This window comes from bacterium, from assembly GCA_008933615.1.
Lineage (GTDB): Bacteria > CLD3 > CLD3 > SB21 > SB21 > SB21.
The window spans coordinates 1-18121 of record WBUR01000045.1; the positions used below are offsets into that span (position 1 = coordinate 1).

At 45.1% G+C, this 18121-nt stretch carries 17 protein-coding genes; 6 read left to right on the forward strand and 11 right to left on the reverse strand.

Annotated elements, in window-relative coordinates:
* Nucleotides 1-1268 (forward strand): hypothetical protein (locus tag F9K33_14230; protein ID KAB2878132.1); only part of this gene is annotated, 1268 nt, incomplete at its 5' end.
* Nucleotides 1269-1339: 71 nt separating this feature from the next.
* Here the strand turns inward: F9K33_14230 and F9K33_14235 are convergent.
* From F9K33_14235 to F9K33_14250, 4 genes are all read right to left on the reverse strand, one after another.
* Complete coding sequence (locus F9K33_14235) at nt 1340-2689, reverse strand: hypothetical protein (GenBank protein ID KAB2878133.1); 1350 nt, start codon at nt 2687-2689, stop codon at nt 1340-1342.
* A gap of 327 nt (nt 2690-3016) precedes the next feature.
* Nucleotides 3017-3499: a hypothetical protein gene (locus F9K33_14240; GenBank protein ID KAB2878134.1), complete on the reverse strand. Its 483-nt coding sequence runs from the start codon at nt 3497-3499 to the stop codon at nt 3017-3019.
* A gap of 59 nt (nt 3500-3558) precedes the next feature.
* On the reverse strand, nt 3559-5493 hold the full coding sequence (locus F9K33_14245) for a carboxypeptidase regulatory-like domain-containing protein (GenBank protein ID KAB2878135.1): 1935 nt from the start codon (nt 5491-5493) through the stop codon (nt 3559-3561).
* Nucleotides 5494-5608: 115 nt separating this feature from the next.
* Entirely contained in the window at nt 5609-8419 is a 2811-nt protein-coding gene (locus F9K33_14250) for a TonB-dependent receptor (protein KAB2878136.1), read from the reverse strand.
* A 330-nt stretch (nt 8420-8749) separates the two neighbouring features.
* On the opposite strand from F9K33_14250, the gene F9K33_14255 reads away from it, so the two are divergent.
* The 3 genes from F9K33_14255 to F9K33_14265 are packed head-to-tail and all read left to right on the forward strand — an operon-like array spanning nt 8750 to nt 11584.
* Nucleotides 8750-9379: a bifunctional nuclease family protein gene (locus F9K33_14255; GenBank protein KAB2878137.1), complete on the forward strand. Its 630-nt coding sequence runs from the start codon at nt 8750-8752 to the stop codon at nt 9377-9379.
* A 19-nt stretch (nt 9380-9398) separates the two neighbouring features.
* Nucleotides 9399-10868, forward strand: a complete 1470-nt coding sequence (locus tag F9K33_14260; GenBank protein KAB2878138.1) for a PDZ domain-containing protein — start codon at nt 9399-9401, stop codon at nt 10866-10868.
* The gene (locus F9K33_14265) at nt 10865-11584 is read left to right on the forward strand and encodes a hypothetical protein (protein KAB2878139.1); all 720 of its coding nucleotides are present in this window, start codon (nt 10865-10867) and stop codon (nt 11582-11584) included. The genes F9K33_14260 and F9K33_14265 overlap by 4 nt, the downstream gene beginning before the upstream one ends.
* A 78-nt stretch (nt 11585-11662) precedes the next feature.
* Here F9K33_14265 and F9K33_14270 read toward each other — a convergent pair whose 3' ends face one another.
* The 6 genes from F9K33_14270 to F9K33_14295 all read right to left on the reverse strand — a co-directional run bounded on the left by F9K33_14270 (nt 11663) and on the right by F9K33_14295 (nt 15532).
* Nucleotides 11663-12280 carry a phosphatase PAP2 family protein gene (locus F9K33_14270; GenBank protein ID KAB2878140.1) on the reverse strand — a complete coding sequence of 206 codons (618 nt, stop codon included), beginning with the start codon at nt 12278-12280 and terminating at the stop codon, nt 11663-11665.
* Entirely contained in the window at nt 12277-12735 is a 459-nt protein-coding gene (locus tag F9K33_14275) for an acyl-CoA thioesterase (protein KAB2878141.1), read from the reverse strand. Before F9K33_14275 ends, F9K33_14270 begins: the two co-directional genes overlap by 4 nt.
* A gap of 112 nt (nt 12736-12847) precedes the next feature.
* The gene (locus F9K33_14280; GenBank protein KAB2878142.1) at nt 12848-13804 is read right to left on the reverse strand and encodes an acetyl-CoA carboxylase carboxyltransferase subunit alpha; all 957 of its coding nucleotides are present in this window, start codon (nt 13802-13804) and stop codon (nt 12848-12850) included.
* A gap of 12 nt (nt 13805-13816) precedes the next feature.
* Entirely contained in the window at nt 13817-14554 is a 738-nt protein-coding gene (locus F9K33_14285) for a polyprenol monophosphomannose synthase (GenBank protein KAB2878143.1), read from the reverse strand.
* Nucleotides 14555-14569: 15 nt separating this feature from the next.
* Complete coding sequence (locus tag F9K33_14290) at nt 14570-15034, reverse strand: AIR carboxylase family protein (protein ID KAB2878144.1); 465 nt, start codon at nt 15032-15034, stop codon at nt 14570-14572.
* A gap of 6 nt (nt 15035-15040) precedes the next feature.
* Nucleotides 15041-15532 carry a hypothetical protein gene (locus F9K33_14295; protein KAB2878145.1) on the reverse strand — a complete coding sequence of 164 codons (492 nt, stop codon included), beginning with the start codon at nt 15530-15532 and terminating at the stop codon, nt 15041-15043.
* 184 nt (nt 15533-15716) lie between these two features.
* On the opposite strand from F9K33_14295, the gene F9K33_14300 reads away from it, so the two are divergent.
* Nucleotides 15717-16892 (forward strand): anhydro-N-acetylmuramic acid kinase, encoded by a 1176-nt coding sequence (locus F9K33_14300; GenBank protein ID KAB2878146.1) that lies wholly within the window; start codon nt 15717-15719, stop codon nt 16890-16892.
* A gap of 82 nt (nt 16893-16974) precedes the next feature.
* Here the strand turns inward: F9K33_14300 and F9K33_14305 are convergent, their stop codons facing one another.
* On the reverse strand, nt 16975-17541 hold the full coding sequence (locus tag F9K33_14305) for an outer membrane beta-barrel protein (protein KAB2878147.1): 567 nt from the start codon (nt 17539-17541) through the stop codon (nt 16975-16977).
* Nucleotides 17542-17776: 235 nt separating this feature from the next.
* Here F9K33_14305 and F9K33_14310 point away from each other — a divergent pair, with 235 nt between their 5' ends.
* Complete coding sequence (locus F9K33_14310) at nt 17777-18058, forward strand: hypothetical protein (GenBank protein ID KAB2878148.1); 282 nt, start codon at nt 17777-17779, stop codon at nt 18056-18058.
* The last annotated feature ends 63 nt before the right edge of the window (nt 18059-18121 follow it).

Below are 18121 nucleotides of genomic sequence, written 5' to 3' on the forward strand. Positions count from 1 at the left end.
TCGTCATGGTGCTCATTCAGGTCGGCGGCTTTGGGGTAGTGACTGCATTTCGTTTATTGTGGATCGGCCGGTCAACCGATCTATCTCCGGGTTCTGCGCAAACGCTGGGTTCCGTCATGGATGTGACGGGCGAGCGGCAGTCGGTGTTTCAGGTTCTGGCCTCTACGGCAAAGATCACCCTGGCCGTCGAGGGACTAGGTTGTCTGATCATGTATTTTCACATGAAAGAAAGCGTCGACTCGCCATTGTGGTTTTCGATCTTTCATACGATTTCGGCTTTTAATAACGCCGGTTTCGGGCTGAATGCAGATAACCTGATGTTATTTCGCAGCGATATGTTTTTCAATATGATCATTGCCGGGCTTATTGTTTTCGGCGGAATCGGTTATCCTGTTTTACTCGGAATCGAACAGTTTTTCCTAATGGCCTTACACAAAGCGCTCGGTTTTTCGGAGGCATTGATGGAGATGGTCGCCATTCGAAAACCGGACAGGTTGGGTCTTGTAGAGCCCTTTTACAATTTTGTGGATCATCTTTATGTCAGAGCCAGGAAAATTAAAGAAGAATTAGCCGGCGTCGCTTCTCCGTTACAAATGAAAATCGTTATTTACGGAACTTTGTTTCTCATTAGCGCCGGTATGATTTTCACTTTATTTTTCGAATGGTCTGATGAAAGAACACTCGGTCCATTATCCGTCGCCGATAAATTGTTGGTTTCATTTTTTCACTCGGTTACCGCACGAACCGCCGGTTTTAATACAGTGGATATCGGCGCTTTTCAAATTCGAACGCTTTTGCTTTTCATTCTGCTCATGTTCGTTGGCGCAGCGCCGCAGGGCACTGCCGGAGGAATCAAAATTCCTACTTTCGTAACTATGCTGGGATATATCCGCAGTTCCTTCCGCGGACGCACCCGCGTGACGGTCTTTAATTATATCGTTTCCAAAACATCGGTAGGAAATGCGGTGAAATTATACGTATTGAGTTCTACATTCGTATTGGGCGTCATTTTGTTGATGTCTATTATTGAAGTTAAGTTTTCACTTGTACAAATGGCCTTTGAGGTCGTGAGCGCTTTTGGCACGGTCGGATTATCCACCGGCATTACCATGCTTTTATCGTCTTCTTCAAAAATTCTTCTCGTTTTTACCATGTTCATAGGACGTGTCGGACTGCTCACGATCGGGAGCGCAATCATAAAGCCGGCCGATGAAATAACACAGTCCATCGCCGCTCGTGACGACGGTATGAAGCTTCAGATCGGATAAAAAAATCCCGTAAGCCGGAAGCATACGGGATTTTGTGTAGTTCTGATTCTCACAACCAAAATAATAATTCTTTAGAATCGATATTGCATACGCAGCGTGAAAATATTGTCTTTTAAGTCCTTGTTATAGCGAGCAAGATCACCGCTAATGTTATTCCCCGTCTTCTCGTTCCACACTTTTTCATAATATATCGTAAACTTTACGTTGCTGTCCCAATGGTATATCCAGCCAAATCCCATGGTGTTAAACCTAATATCCGCACCGGTAAGTTGCCTGCCTAGCGTACCGTTGCCGGAAGTCACCGAAGTAAAATCTTTCGTTGACACCTTCGTATTCGGATCAAATACATCGTATTTGAGTACCAATTGATTTTTTGGACCGATATGCTGAACGTAATTCACATAGTAACCGGCCACATTGCGTTTGTACAATCTCGTGTCAGCAGTAACGGCATAAAATGAGTTACTCGTCTGCGTGCTGGGTTGATCCCCGGTAATATATTCGCCGCGAAGCGCGGCTTTGCCAAGTACCGGAACTTCAAAATAAATCTGCAAGTCAGCTCCGATGTATTGACGCGATACCGCTTTCAAACTATCGCTTTTGGAATTTTTTGTTGCAAAACTATCACCTGTTGCGCTCCAGATATAAACGCCTTTGGTCAGACTGGTGACGCTCCCTCTGTAGAGCGATACGCCGCCGTCAATGGTCAATTTCTTTTCCTGCAGTGGAAGAGTGAACCCAAACCGGCCGATAAAATCTTTCTTGCTGTCATTTTCATTGGCATTTTCCCGCATCCCGTTAAACCATCCGGCTTTTAGATTAAAATGGTTTAAGACGCCTTTTCGCGGTTTTATCTCGATCTTAGCGCCGAGATCACGCTCGCCGGGGAATAGAGTCTGGAACATTCTGGAACGCTCCGGCGATTCGCGCTGACTTGATGAATAAGAAATTTCGTATCCAAACGGACGATCAAACACGCCCGCGGTGAGGCTTACAGTCTTCTGCCACGGATCGATAACGCTAAAATAGGCGTCCTTGATACCGACGCCCGCCGGCGTCACATCGATTTGAACTACAAATTTGGTCAAATCGTTCTCGTAAGCAAATTTGACACGCCCTCGCCGCAGCAAATACCGGTTATCCGAATTTCGCGAGAAATTGCCGCCTGCAAAATTCCCCACGTTCCATCCGCCGCCAAACGCCGTATCCGCCACTTGATACTGAGCTTGAATGTATCCGGAGATTTTCAATTTTTTGAGCGCGTCCACAGTGGTTTTCAAGTCAAGCAACGTTTTATTAATACCCTCAACCTGTTTTTTCAGTTCCTCCTCGTCACCCGCCGAGCCGTTACTCTGTTCCTGCGCAACAAGCATAAATTGCGATGTCAGTACAAATAACAACATCAATAAAATTCTCTTCATGATTTTCTCCAAATAATTAGAAAGTCAATTAGACCACACTGCGCCAAGTATACTATCGTCATGTTACCTTGAGATTTTCATAATGTTATCAAATTGTTACCATGTTATCGGGCGATTAAATATTTGTAAAATACGGTAGTTCAAAATTAAACATTTTCACCGGTTTTCAAGAATAGAGTAGCTCCAAGTCGATAGCTTTGCATCAGTAAAAAACCCCGTAGACAAAAGTTTACGGGGTCTTGCGTGGTTCCGACTACTTTCTAATCGGTGTTTCTCCTACACCTAACTGAGGAGAAAATTTTAAAGAAAATCAATACCTACTTGTCGTCAATCTCTATAGCTTAAAAATTTGAATTCGCCGTTACGCTCCACAATAGATCCAAAGAACTTAATCTGTTTTTGTTTCCCATCCGGATCTGTTACCTGCAACACTGTGCGGGTGTGAATGACGAAAGAAGAATAAGGATCATCGTTTTCTTCAAAAGTCACATTTACCAGGTTGAATTCCTGCCCGCCAATATCTGAAAGCGCCCGGCTCATACCTTTGATTGTTTTGCCGTTCAGATTATCCCAGGCAAAATCAAAAGGCACATGGTTCTTGCTGGCGGGAAATTCCGGCCACAGATATTTTTTGAACTCATCACGATTAATTCTGAGGGCATCCAGGTTCTTGATATCGTTAGATGCGATCGCTTCCAGAGCCCTTTTTGCCAGATCGTCGATCGAATCGCCGGAGTTTGCCAGTTCACGCTTGTGACAAGACGAAACAATGAGCATGACAAGGAACAAAAGGTACGTTAGGTTTTTCATAGAATAAAAAAGTTGAATGCAGGTTGCACGCAAATACAACCTGCATTCGTTTTTGATGTCTAGTTCTTTGCCCAGGTCGTCCAGCCGGTCAACCAGTTCGTCGTGTTAAACGCGCCGATATAGGTCGCGGAAACATCAAAGAAACCGTCGTTCGGAGGTGTGCCGCCGGTCACAACAGATGTCGGAACAGGATTCGGCATGTTACCGTCAAACGGATTCGCATTAGCAGATGTTGTCACGCTTGTAAAGTTCGGATTCTGAACTAAGATGTTCGTAAAATTTGCATCCAGTGTCGCGCGAAGCCCGATTGTATCGTAATTCTGTGCAGTCGTTTTAAACGCAATTTGTTTCACGTGTTTCGTAATATTGCTCGAATTATTCCACATGATCATGTTTTTTGCCGTCGCCGTACCGTTTGCGGCGTTCGTGCTGTCGGCGGTGCCGTCAAGCGTGAGCCCAATTCGGTTGAAATACGAGACGATGCCGTTATTGGCATCATACTGAGTATTTCTTCTCCAATACATACCTTCGTTGTTATCGTCATTGTTCTTATCGTCCGTACCGTTTCCGCCGACGAATGTAAAATTCCAGACCGTCGGTTTTGAAATCGGGGTATTAGCGCTTCCGGTTGCATCATTGTCGGCTTCCATTCCGCGGTTTCCAAGAGCCTGATCCTGAATACCAAAAACATGTTGCAATTTCACCTGAGTTCCAAAATCAGTGTCGAACATATCGTCGTCACAGCCGGAGGCAACCAGGTACTTGCCTTTGACCGTTCCACCAAACCATTCGAAACCGTCATCGGCAATCATGTGTGATTGTATATGATCCAGAACGGTGTTGCTTCCAACGGCATTGAATGTCCATCCATTTACTTCATTGTCGGGCGTAACTTTAGTTCCTCCAAATTCAACACGGACATATTGAAATATTCCGCTGCTCATGGTATCGCCGATGGAAGAATTCAACGTGAAGGAACCAAAACCGGGGCCGTAGCTTCCCGTATTACCTTCGCCAACACCGATACCGCCGGGTACGTTGAGGCCGGCAACGCCATTTAAAACAATGCCTCCCCACATGCCGCGCGTGCGGGTTCCGGCGGATCGCTCGGTCGTAAATACAATCGGTTCGGCAGCCGTTCCAAGCGCGTAAATCTTTCCATTGGCCTTGTTGACGGTGGTGGCGTTGGAGGCGGTCGCGCGGATAGTTATAATTACAGCTCCGCTGCCTTCTACCGCTTCAATACGCGTGCCTGCAGGAATGGTAAGCACGGCGCCGGAAACGATTTGGTAAGGGCCGTTAAGTTTATAAACAATACTAGGATCCAAGGTGAGAGCCGTTGTAAGATTACCTGATAAAATTACCGATTGGGTCATGGCAAAATTAGTTGTGGCGGTTGCATTCGCCGTTACAGTCACACCAGTGGTAGAGTCGGAAACATATCCGTCGCGTTCTACTGCAACTGTATACGTTCCGACGAATACTCCGGTGAAGCTGTAGGTACCGTTCGCGGCTGTTTTTGCAGTACGGCCCGTGCTGGCCGTAGAACCGATGATCTTTACTTCGGCGTTTTCCAAATTGCCGCCGCCCCCGGTCACAGTACCGGAAATCGTGCCGGTCTGTTCGCTGGTCGCCGGAATGGTTGTCGCGCCAACCGTAACCACCGGATCGTCTTCTACTACATTGATTGTGGTAGTGGTGGTAACATAATCTGTTCCCGAAAAAGTCAATGTATAGTTGCCAACCGGAACTTCCGTAAACTCATATATGCCCGTTGCACCGGTCGTATCAGCTTTTGCCGTAGGTGTTGTTGAAATGGTCACGATGATATTTGCCAACGGTACATTAGCGCTGTTTTTCACAGTGCCGGATATCGTCGCACCGCTTGGGCCGTTGCTCTTGTCGTCGCTGCAACCGGTCATCGTCATGTTCATAGCGAACAAAATGATAAGTGAAAATGCAGACAATAGACTTGTCAGTTTACTTCTTTTCATTATTCCTCCGTTTGGTTTTTGAAAATGGTTTAACAATTATTAATTAAGCAATGACTCTAATTTAGCATTTTCTTGTTAAGCCCGGATTACGCGCTTGTAATCAATACGTTATCCGTTAAAAATCATAGGTGACGGAAGTTGAGAAGCTCATGCCCGGTTTATATTCATTAGTAACAAATTTGCTCATCTTAAATTGTACGGTTTGATTCAGCATATTCTTCCAGTTGGCTTTTAGCTTAAGGTTTTTTGTGATCTTTTGACCTACGGTCAGATCAAGTTGATGAAAGGGCTGTTCGTACACATCGTCGTAAATTTTGTTGCCTTGCGCATCATTCAGCTTAGTGCTAATCTCTGCGATTCTTTCACCAAACACGTTGTAAGAAAGGTTTACATCCGTAAGACTCACCGCGTTGACATAATTTAATCCAATATTGACTACATACGGAGATTGCCCCTGCATAGGACGTTTCTTATTGGCAACAAAATCCGGTGAAAATAACGTCGGATCGTTACTGCCCAACGTGTAGACTTCAATTGCATTTTTTTGCGTTAGCCGGGATCGAATCAAGGACATATTCGCGGTTATACTGAAATCTTTAAGCGCATCCGAAACGTGAATCAGGCTTGCCCTCAAATCAAGTTCAATTCCGATATTAGATGCATTGCCTCCATTGACGGGGACGGGATCGCCCGCTTGACTTCCCGGATTAGGTAACAAAAATCGTTCAATAGGGTTCTCAAATGATTTGTAAAAAAAGCTCGCCGCGACCAGTTCGCCCGAATTCGGAAAGAACTCCCAGCGTAAATCATAGTTTTGAATGTGACTTGACTTCAGAAAAGGATTTCCATAGGTGCTGCGTCGGTAGTCATCGTATCGAAAAGGCGCTAATTCACGAAATTGCGGACGCGAGATAGTTTTGCTGTATCCCAGACGTAAATTCATTCTCTCACTCAAAGCGTATACTACATTGAGTGCGGGGAAAAAATCTCTGTTGGTATATTTTGGAGAGAGACTCTTATTTTCTGCTCCAGAAGCCGGATCAATTGAATGCAATTCCGTTTGAGCGTTTTCGTACCGTACGCCGCCGATGAGCCGCCACCTCTTGTCAACGGGAAAGTCCCCCATCACGTATCCGGCAATTGTGTTTTCATTAGCGGTGTACGTATCATTGGCCTGCGTATTGTCTTCAAAATCGACCAGCCCGTTGATAATATTGTCCGATGAGAAAAGATCCTCCGGCTGTTCGCCCCGCACGGCATCGGCAAAATTGGAATATGCATACCGGTGTGCACTAAAGTTACGGTCCTTTATACGAACCAGTGATCCCAACTTTATTTTTGAATTCTTTATTACTTCAAACGGAATACTCCAATCAACGCCTGTGTTTATTTCTTTGTCCGTTAGGTCCGAAAAGAAACGCGAGTTGTTTGAAGATCCGAATGCGTCGTATCGATTCAGCGTCTCATTGAGAACGTAGGATGTCTGACGGGTATCGGGTTCGTTACGGTCGGCCTGAGAAAAAGCGAGATGCCAATCTATTTTACTTTTAAAAAAATTATTAATCTGATGCTCTCCAAGCAACTGCGAGGAAAAGAGTTTTCGTTGCTGATATCGTAGCCGTGTAAAACGAACGTCTCCTCCGGAACTGCCGTTCTTATATCCCGAGGTCGTACTTGCTTCATCATCGGACTGAATATTATAGACGGTTTTTAATCCTATTTTATTATTTGTGTTGATTTTCACGTTTAAATCAAGCAGTGCGCCCCAGAGAACGCCGTAATTTCCTTTGGCGGTCTTATAATCGTATGCAGGCACGCCGTCGGCAATCGGGAAATATTCCCTTTCATTACGGCTGTTAAAGTCGGAACTGTAGGTGAGAGAACCCAAAAAACCAATATTTGAATCTTCACCCAGACTGTTGCCAACAGAAAAACTGAATCCTGAATTATTGGATACTTGTGAATTTGCCGGCATCCATATATTCTGAAACCGGCTGTTATACTGCGCTTTCAAGTTATCCGGAGTGGAGCCGTTGAATTTAGGAATATTCGGGCGCTGTCTTGTCCCGTCGTCAAATCCAAGAAAATCCGTCCCGCTGCCTTTGTAGCGGGGAATCTTTGAAAACGAAGCGTTGTTAATTCCAGTAGACACGCTTGTCGTCATGAAAAGACTTTCAGGAAATTCTTTAGTATTAATTTTAACCAATCCACCGGAGAAATCGCCTGCCATGTCGGGGTTATAAGTCTTAACAACCGTTATGTTCTGAATCGAGCCGGAAGGAAAAATATCCATTGGAATTATTTTTTTCTCCGGTTCCGGGCTTGGAATTTCAATACCGTTCAGCTGCGCATTACTGTAACGCTCGCCCAATCCGCGAACATATACGTATTTATTTCCCACAACGGTTAGGCCTGTCACGCGTTTAAGCGCATCGCCGGCGCTCTTGTCGGGAGTTTTACTGATCTGTTCGCTGCCGATTGCATCGCTAACGACAACGGCTTTTTTCTGCTGAACAAGCAATGCGCTCTTTGCCGCTCTGTCGGCTTTTGCTTCGACCACAATACTTTCGCCCATGATGCCTTCGGGTTCAAGCGAGATCTGCAGATTATAAGTTAAGCCGGTCGTGACCGTGACGGGATGGATCGTTTTTTTGTTGTATGATATGTACGAAAACAAAACGGAATACGTTCCTTCCGGAATATTACTGACAAAAAAATTGCCGTTCAGATCCGATGCAGCCCCGTATTTAGTGCCCACAAGCACAATATTACATCCGATCAATGGCTCTCCATCGGATGCATCAACTATTTTACCGGCAATTTTTCCGGTTTTCAGTTCACCGGTTTGTGCCATGGCCGCGGAAGACCAGAGCCATAAGATTCCCCAGACGGCAATGAAGGATATAATCGTACTTACTTTTTTCATGTTTTTTTCTCGCTAGTTAGGTTTAGTAAAGCTCACGCAATAATACTGTGGTTTAGGTGCACAAATATAGCGGCGCATTGTTAGCCGAAGATTAGACGATTATTAAGAGTTCGTGTTATTTGTTACGAAATTGTTAGCTGTTTCATAACAATTAAAACCCTCAAGCCGATAATCTTGCAATGAATATTCTTATTCATTCAGTTGTGACGCCCGTCGAACCAATGGTTTCCTTTTTTATCTTGCATTTTCTTGGCTCCCGCGATACCTTTCTCTATTATGTGTTAGGTGAATTATTCTTTCCCCGGTTGCCTAAAAGGAGAAAGACGTTTCATGGAAACCACTCCCGAAGTAAACTCCTCAGCCAGAGATGATTCTGCAGGTTCTCCAGTCAATAAAGATGCGATGCGGCGAATGGTTCTGATAGTATTATCCGCATTTCTTTTTTTTGGTATTGCCGGAATATTTTCGAAGAATTATCTGTTTAACCGGCATGTTCAGTACGTCGCAGGCGGCTCCGATGTCACGGAGGTCAAAGTTTTAGGCGTAGTCATGGACTCCCTGAGCGGAAGCCCGGCCGTCTTTTTGCATCATGAGAGTGAAGACGTCTACCTGCCGATCTGGATCGGCGCAAATGAGGCGGTAGCTATTCAAGCGGAACTTTCCGGCGTCAAGTCCCCGCGTCCATTAACTAATGACCTTTTGAAAACGGTGATCGAAGCGCTGGATGCGACGCTGGAAAAAATCATTATAAACAAAGTTAAGAATGACACGTATTATGCGCTGTTGAGTATTACCACGCACGGAAACTCGACTGAAATTGACGCGCGTCCCAGCGATGCGATCGGGCTGGCCATCCGCTTTAAGTGTCCGATCTTTGTAAGCAATGACGTTTTAAAGGAATACGGCGTCACATCCGGCGATGCCGCCAAAAAGCGAAGTGAAAAAAGCAGAAAAATTTAAATTGAGAAAGAGATAAACTATGCGCCAACGACTGCCTCTCATTATACTATTCGCCATACTTTTTATTGGCGTGCTTGCAGGACTGGTTTTAAGTTCCAAATTGGATATTTCCAGTTTCAGCCGGGCCGACAATTTACCCGAAGTTAATTTTACTTCAACCGCTCCATCCGATCTGAATCAGATCGACAACTCCGGCAAAGCGTTTTCAAAAATTGCTAATCAGGTAAAGCCGGTAGTCGTAACGATCATCAGCGAGAAAAAAGTAAAAGTTGGCGGAGGATTTGACGAAATATTCAGAAAATTTCACAAGGACATGCCGGATCAAGGACTCGGCTCCGGCGTGATAGTTCACCCCGACGGTTATATTCTGACCAATCATCACGTAATTAATGAAGCCGATCAGATCACGGTGAGGTTGGTTGACAAACGGGTGTTCCGCGCGGAACTGCTCGGTTCCGACCCTCTCACAGACATTGCGCTGATTAAAATTGATGCAGAGAAATTGCCCGTGGCCTCATTCGGCAATTCAGACCTTATTGAAGTCGGCGAATGGGTTCTTGCGATCGGCTCTCCTCTCAGCCTCAACTCGACCGTCACCGCGGGTATCATCAGCGCAATCGGCCGGCAGATTGATATCATCGGCGATCAGTACGGTGTTGAAAGTTTTATTCAAACCGACGCGGTGATCAACCCGGGTAATAGCGGCGGCGCGTTGGTTAATATTAAAGGCGAACTTATCGGCATTAATACGGCCATCGCGTCCAAGACCGGGCTGTATCAGGGATATGGATTCGCCGTTCCTTCCAACATCGCCAAACATGTTATGGAAGATATCATTAAATACGGATATACTGTGCGCGGTTATGTCGGCGTGGGAATCAAAGATGTGGATGCTACGTATGCAAAAGCCGTGGGATTGAAGAATGCGGAAGGCGTTTTGGTGGAATCACTTATGGATAAGGGCGCTGCGAAGGAAAGCGGCCTTGAGGAAGGCGACGTCATCTTAAAGATAGACGGACGAAGTCTGAATCAGTCAAACGACCTTCAGGCGTACGTGGCTCTCAAGCAACCCGGCGATGTAGTGAAACTGCTGATTCAGCGGAATGGAAGCCAAATTAACAAATCCGTTACGCTAAAATCGGTTGACGGTTCAACCTCTCCTCCGCCTGCACAATCCCGCAAGAATATAAACAAAGAAAAAGAAGACGAGATCGGCAGCGGAATGGGATTTGAGGTGGAGGAAATATCAGACAATGTTCCGCGCGGAAAAGGGGTTATCGTGACGAATTCCTCCTGGCATGCCAAGGAGCAAAGCATTTACGAAGGCTTCTACATCACCAAAGTGAATAACCAACCGATATCGACCATGGAAGACTACCGTGCGGCGATCAAAAATCTGAAAAACGGCGATGCGGTGATCCTTCATCTCATGACGTCACGACGTGAGAATAAGATCATTACCGCAATTGAAGTGAAGAAGAAGAATTGAAAATTGTTAAGCGCATGTGTTTTCAAAAATATAACCGGAGAAGTGTCATGATTCCGATCAAACGTCAATTATTTATATTTGGTGCATTGGTGCTCAGCGGACTAACCGGAATCGTGCTATTCATGGCAGGAATCCATGGGAAATCCAATGAAATTAACAACAATTGGCTCCCCAGTATAATTCATGTGAGCAATATAAATAAACTTACTTCCGACTTTCGTATCAATGAACTTCAGCATATTTTATCATTGAACAATGATCAGATGAACGCCTATGAATCTGAAATTGTACGCATAACGGAATTAATCAACGGCGAGTTGCGTATGTACGAGCCTCTAATCACGACGCCGCTTGAGAAGACGCTCTATGCTGATTTTGTCTTAAAATGGAATGAGTATCTTAAACAGCATCAGCAAATGGTCAGCTTGTCACGGGAAAATAGAAATGAAGAGGCCAAAATTCTGATCCGGGATCGATCCGACATGCTGTTTAAGGAATATTCGTCATCTCTGAAGGCTCTGGTGGCAGAAAATCGGCATTTGGCGCACATTGAAACCGTTGAAGGACGCGACTTAGTATGGCTGTCCGTAGCAAATATTCTATTGGTTCTTGGATTGGTCGCGTATGCGGTTTACACGACAGTCCAATATATGAAGAAAATGTTTAACAAAGTGATCACTTCGTGCGTCAGCATCATGACAGAGTTATCAGTATGAGGAAGGCGGCCGATAATAATACGGCTAACTTCCGCGGCTGATATATTATTTGGGAATGTCGAACAACAATGCCTGTTCCTAACGAAATACTTTGTCTTTAGCATTGACGATCGGCTTTCTGAGTTTATAGACAAGATATGCGCTTCCTGCACCGATCGCGGCGCCCATCAGCACATCGCTCGGGTAATGCATACCCATCGCCATACGGCTGTAGCCCACCATGCCCGCCCATGCAAAACTCGGTACGATCACATACCACTTGGGATATTGAAGCGACACCACCGTTGCAACGGTAAAAGCGGAACTCGTATGACCTGACGGAAATGACGCCGAGCGTTCCGTCGAGCCGACGGTGTGTACATCCGTCAACGTTTTATACGGCCGTTTGCGGTTAACGGCGCTTTTCATGCCGTAGGTAATGCCGTAGTTCAATACCGCGGCCGTCAACAGTAAAAAGCCCGTATCTTCGGCTTTACGATCTTTTTGAATAATACCTGTAACAAGAAAACCCAACGGCGCGCCGATGTAAACGGGTTTGACAGAGTTGCTTTGGAAACTAAAAAAATTATCGCTGAACTTCGTGTGACGATCGTTGATCGATCGGAAAATACGGGTATCGAGGTTCTGCGCTTTAAGATTGCCGAAAGAAAAAAGCAGGCATGTCAGTAATATTGAAAAAAAAGATTTTGATCTCATTTCAATTTCTCCAAAAATTCTCTCGGCGGCCGCGCAGGCCTGCCGCTGTGATCGGTGAAGGCGTGAATGGTGTAACCCGTTGCAACAAGAATTGTTTTACACAGTATTTTATATTCGATCCGGATGCGCGCGCCGTTTTGTTCGGCGAATGAGGAATGAAGTTCCAATTCATCATCGTAACGAATCGGTTTGATATAATTACAATGCGCTTCAATCACGGGAAGAAAAAATCCTTCGGATTCAAGCTGCGCATAGGGATAACCGAGATCGCGCATGATCTCGTTACGACCTACCTCGAACCAGATGAAATAATTCGCGTTGTACGCAACCTTCATGCTGTCAGTTTCTGCGTAGCGGACACGGATATGGGTGATGTTGGTTTTCATGACGCGACTGCATTCTATCGACAAAAACAGGTCGATATGGAATGGATAGGAAAGCGGTCTAATTGTCATTCTATAAGAATCTTTTTATTTCTAGTACGATTCGAAAAGATTCTTACAGAAAGACGATCATGGAGCTATTATTGATGTGACTTAAGTTCCAAACAATTCCGTAAACACGATGCTATTTCATTTCTCCCCATCGCCCCATTTTCGAATATTTTTCAACGCGTTCTTCGAGCAATTGCTGAACGGGCATTTGTTCCAGCGTTTCCAATTCCTTCATCACTGCCTCTTTGACGTTTTTCGCTGCGAGGACGTAATCGCGATTGGCCCCGCCTATGGGTTCTTTTATGATTCCGTCTATCACGTTGAATTTCATCAGATCGTCTGCGGTTAATTTTAATGCCGACGCTGCCTTTTCTTTGAATTCCCAGCTTCGCCACAGAATACTCGAGCACGATTCCGGCGCGATCACCGAATACCATGTATTTTCCATCATTAGCAGCCGGTCGCCCACACCGATTCCCAATGCCCCGCCGGATGCGCCTTCGCCGATAATAACGCAAATGATCGGTACGGGAAGCCTCGACATGACTAAAAGATTTCGCGCGATAGCTTCTGCCTGTCCGCGCTCCTCCGCCCCAATGCCGGGATAAGCGCCGGGCGTGTCGATCAGCGTCAGGATCGGGCGTTTAAATTTTGCCGCCATGTTCATCAGTCGTAAGGCTTTCCGATATCCTTCCGGATTGGGCATACCGAAATTACGGTAGACATGGCTTTTAGTATCTTTTCCTTTTTGCTGGCTGATAATCATGAACTCGGTGTTTTCGATCTTTCCAAATCCTGCAACGATCGCATGATCATCGCCATATAACCGGTCGCCGTGCAGTTCCACAAAACCCAGGCTGATGCGTTCGATATAATCCAGTGAACGCGGCCGATCCGGATGGCGTGCAAGCTGCACTTTCTGCCAGGGCGTGAGATTGGAATAAATTTCTTCACGCATCTGTTCGAGCTTTTTCTTCAGCCCTTCAAGTTCAGGTGAGATGTCCACGTTTTCAGACAACGATTCCATCTCCGATATCTTCGTTTCCAATTCTGCGATAGGTTTTTCAAATTCTAGTATAACCGCCAAAATAGCTCCTTATATTTATAACCTGCCGAAAAAATGCTTGATCTTAAGCTTCCAAACCAGCAATAATCCTTCTTTGACAATATTCGCCGACATTTTAGAAGAACCGATCGTTCGATCATAAAAAATAATAGATGTCTCACACAGTTTAAATCCGAGTTTCCATACGCGGTAATTCATCTCGATCTGGAAAGAATAACCGCTCGCGCTGACGCGGCTGAGATCAATCGCGCGCAATACCTCCGCGCGGAAACATTTAAAACCGGATGTTGCATCGCGAACGGGAATACCCGTTACGATCCGCGCATACATATTACCGAAATAACTTATCAAAAGGCGGCTCAGCGGCCAATTAATAACGTTCACGCCTTTGACGTACCTGGATCCGATCACCAGATCATGATCCTGAATTTTCTCAAAAAAATCCTTCAAGTACACCGGATCGTGCGACAGATCGGCGTCCATTTCGAAGACGTAATCGTAATTACGTTCTAATGCGAACCCGAAGCCGGCGACATACGCTTTACCGAGCCCTTGTTTTTCTGCGCGTTCGAGCAAATGAATACGCGGATCGATTGCCTGCAATTGTTTTACCACTGCCGCGGTACCATCGGGCGAATTATCGTCTACAACAAGAATATGAAGCGTGGAAATGTATAACGTCAGGTCGCACGAATAAATTTTATCAATGATCAGAGGAATAGTATCTCTCTCATTGTATGTTGGAATTACAATGAGCGCGCGCTTATTCTTCATTTAAACTCCCATAAATTAAAAACGGCAGCCGTTTTGTTTAAAGAATAATAAACGGTCTCGGAGGTGATGATCTGAAAATGATAGAATCTGCGCAGCAAGGATCGCGGCATTTCTTGCGCCATTCGGGCCGATGCCCATGGCGGCTACCGGAGTTCCCTCGGGTAAATAGATCATGGAATATAACGCATCCAAACCCTTCGCGGCGGTTGTCTCAAGAGGTACGCCGATGACCGGCAAATACGTGCGGGCGGCGATCGCTGAAGCCAGGCCCGAAGCGGAACCCGCCACCGCAATGAATATTTTGATGCCACGGTCTGTGCCTTTTTTTACAAAATCCGCCAGATCATCCGGATTAGCCAGGTGTTCAATAACGGCGGTTTCATAACGCAGGCCGAAACGATCAAGGTACTCTTTACATCCTCTGACGGATTCTGTATCCTGCGAATTCTCAAGGACGATAGCGATCTCAGTTAAATTCATTTATCCTCAATCGTGTATTTTGGTGACCATGTCTGACAAAAGTTCGGCTTGCGCCTGCTTTTCATCAACCAATTTCTGCATAAATTTACGTGTCTTTTCATCAGCTGCAACGGCGGCCTGGAAAATATACTGATTGTACATGTCGTGAATTTCACGCAGGCTCAGCGTCAGACGTACACCGAATTGATCATGAAAAACAAATTCCGGTTTCACCGGCTCTTTTCCTTCTTGCTCTGTGATGCGTTGTTTAAGCGACGCGATCAATGCCGCCTGTCTTGTCAAGAACGAATTTAATTTGTCCTTGAGATAAGGATATTGAACGTCGTTGATCACCAAACGGACGTGATCGTGCACTTTTGATTCATGATTAAAAAAATCAAGAAGCATGACATTCGATTCCCTGTAATTCGATCCCGCCGGAAATGTTTTGTCCCACCAGTTTAGTAATTTTTGCAGGGTCTTGCCTGCGCCGGTTGTATCTTGTTCTACCTGTGCCATATGGATTCCTTCGGATAGTTTTAACTTGCGGCAATTTAAATGAATTTTGAAAACCTTGCAAGTAGTATCTCTTACGCTGCCCATCTTTTGATTTTCGAAAAAGCGCGACGGGATGCATATCCCGGTCCTATTTATACTCGCTAAAATTATTTGACCCGCTTTGATTATCTCACTATAATGGATCATGAACTCGTTCGCTGAGATAACACAAAAAACCGAGCGGCTGGTCATCGGGCTTAATTCCGGAACTTCCATGGATTCGATGGACATTGCGCTTATTCGGATTCAGGGCAATGGGTTGTCCACACACCTGCATCTTCAGATGTACAATCATTTTTTGTTTCCGGACGGTTTGAAAGAATATGTTCTCACGAGCGCGGATAAAGGCGGCTTTAAAGATATTTCGCAGCTAAACATATTATTAGGGCGGGTTTTAGCCAATACAGTAAGTGAGTTCCTCGATCTGCTTGGCATCAACGCAAAGGACGTCGACCTTATCGGCTCCCACGGTCAAACGGTCTTTCATCACCCCAACACGGAGCGATTATTCAGGTATAATATCCATTCCACATTACAGATCGGCGACCCTTCGGTCATTGCGCAGGAAACGGGTATTGTGACGGTCGGCGATTTCCGCTCGGCCGATGTTGCCGTCGGAGGCAGCGGCGCCCCACTGACGCCCTATCTGGACTATATCGTTTTCCGCAGCGACACCAAAAATCGCGGCGTGCTGAATATCGGCGGTATTGCCAATTTTTCCGTTCTGGATAAGAACGGAAGGCTGGAAGATATCACCGCATTCGACACCGGGCCCGGCAATATGATGATCGATTATATCACCCAGAAATTCTTAGCACAACCCTGCGACAAAGACGGCGGCATTGCGCGGACATCAGCCGTGCATGAAGAGCTGCTGAAGGAACTGATGCATCACGCGTATCTATTTCAGTCGCTGCCTAAAACAACAGGCCGGGAAATATTCGGCCAGCATTATTGCCAGCATCTTATTGCTCATTATCCCAGGGTTTCCCCGGAAGAATTCATTGCCACTTTTACCGAGTTTACGGCTCAGTCCATTTTCGATCAATATACGCGTTTCGTTCAGCCGCAGGCGGCGTGGGACGAACTCATCGTCAGCGGGGGAGGGGCGCGGAATATTTTTCTAATGGAAAGATTGAAATACTATTTTAAAAATGTGGATATCAAACTTTCTTCTGATTTTGGCATTCCCACTGACGCCAAAGAAGCGATACTCTTTGCGCTTTTAGCCAATGAAGCGGTTTCAGGAAATCCTGCCAATATTCCGAATGTGACCGGCGCAAAGAAAAAGGCGGTTTTGGGAAAAATTTGTCTGCCGTGAATTTTGAACTAGGGAAAATTATGTTCAATTCGATGAAATGAGTTGAATTAAGCAATCAATGTTTTACACGACACTCGCTATTCTAATTCCAGTACCAACGCAAAAATAAATGAACACGGTTATCAAGAGAATTCAGATCGAAGCTGCTGCTTCCGGTATCAAAAATCGTGTAGATAAATTGGGTCTCGCCTCCGAAGCTAAATGCCGGAGAAAAAAAATGCTCCGCTCCAAACGCTGGACCAATAAATTTGTGTGTGCTTTTTTCCTTGTCTGAACCGTAACCATCATAACTATAATCCTCAGATTCACGAATGATCCCCAGCCGAACTCCATAATACACATGGGTTTGTTCGATGGGCTTTTTTCCAAAAAATCCGATTCCAAATTTAATACCGGTATTCGATTGATCCGAATAATCAGACGATGCTGTATAATGCGTAAAACCCAACTCCGGTTCTATCTTGAACTTATCCGAGATGTGAATGGGAAGATAGATCGAAGTGAAAACAAGCCGTGTAGGCGTCTGATTTGCCGCTGCATAAAAAGTTGTTGTACCAATGGACATACCTAGTCCGACTTTCTTTTTGTCTTGGGAGTGGCTTATCCCCGTCAATATCAGAACGAATAATAGTGTGATGATCGTTTTCATAAACTGTCTCCTTAAGTTATTGTGATAGTCATAAATTCCCTTTCCGCCTACTATATATAGCCTTATACAATTTTGCTTTTAATTATCAGCACTGATAGAAATGTTTGGGATTAATAAAGCAATCGGCCAATTCATCACCCCGGTATATGAATATGGTCTTCAAAGACAATAAAAGGTATGAAACCCAAGATTGCTGAACAACTAAATAATTAAGTCACATTGGTGCGAAAATGAAGTGATCGGTTTTATTGATGTGGATAGTTTTCAGGAATTGGGCAAAGAGCTCAATGAAACTGACAAAGCGGAATTGGAAAAGTTTCTCAAAATATTTAAATCTAATTTCAAAAATACGGCCGCTCAATTTGCGCCTTATTTGTTTAGCGCCACTACGGACAGCGCCGTTCGCAATAGAGGGATTCATGACTTTGTAAGCGCCGATTCACTGATCGCCACATCCGTCCTGTGTAGTCTATTTAATAAATCGCTGACTAAAAAAGTTTTGTCAAAAAAAAACTGAAAGTTTCGCTTTTGCTAATTAATTCCGTTATACAGCCGGTCAACGAAGAACTGCTCAAACAAA

What these genes read in the sequence shown, in the direction of transcription:
- F9K33_14235 (KAB2878133.1), bottom strand. Translation starts at nt 2,689, where the DNA reads ATGAAGAGAATTTTATTGATGTTGTTATTTGTACTGACATCGCAATTT.
- F9K33_14240 (KAB2878134.1), bottom strand. Translation starts at nt 3,499, where the DNA reads ATGAAAAACCTAACGTACCTTTTGTTCCTTGTCATGCTCATTGTTTCG.
- F9K33_14245 (KAB2878135.1), bottom strand. Translation starts at nt 5,493, where the DNA reads ATGAAAAGAAGTAAACTGACAAGTCTATTGTCTGCATTTTCACTTATC.
- F9K33_14250 (KAB2878136.1), bottom strand. Translation starts at nt 8,419, where the DNA reads ATGAAAAAAGTAAGTACGATTATATCCTTCATTGCCGTCTGGGGAATC.
- F9K33_14255 (KAB2878137.1), top strand. Translation starts at nt 8,750, where the DNA reads ATGGAAACCACTCCCGAAGTAAACTCCTCAGCCAGAGATGATTCTGCA.
- F9K33_14260 (KAB2878138.1), top strand. Translation starts at nt 9,399, where the DNA reads ATGCGCCAACGACTGCCTCTCATTATACTATTCGCCATACTTTTTATT.
- F9K33_14270 (KAB2878140.1), bottom strand. Translation starts at nt 12,280, where the DNA reads ATGAGATCAAAATCTTTTTTTTCAATATTACTGACATGCCTGCTTTTT.
- F9K33_14275 (KAB2878141.1), bottom strand. Translation starts at nt 12,735, where the DNA reads ATGACAATTAGACCGCTTTCCTATCCATTCCATATCGACCTGTTTTTG.
- F9K33_14285 (KAB2878143.1), bottom strand. Translation starts at nt 14,554, where the DNA reads ATGAAGAATAAGCGCGCGCTCATTGTAATTCCAACATACAATGAGAGA.
- F9K33_14290 (KAB2878144.1), bottom strand. Translation starts at nt 15,034, where the DNA reads ATGAATTTAACTGAGATCGCTATCGTCCTTGAGAATTCGCAGGATACA.
- F9K33_14295 (KAB2878145.1), bottom strand. Translation starts at nt 15,532, where the DNA reads ATGGCACAGGTAGAACAAGATACAACCGGCGCAGGCAAGACCCTGCAA.
- F9K33_14300 (KAB2878146.1), top strand. Translation starts at nt 15,717, where the DNA reads ATGAACTCGTTCGCTGAGATAACACAAAAAACCGAGCGGCTGGTCATC.
- F9K33_14305 (KAB2878147.1), bottom strand. Translation starts at nt 17,541, where the DNA reads ATGAAAACGATCATCACACTATTATTCGTTCTGATATTGACGGGGATA.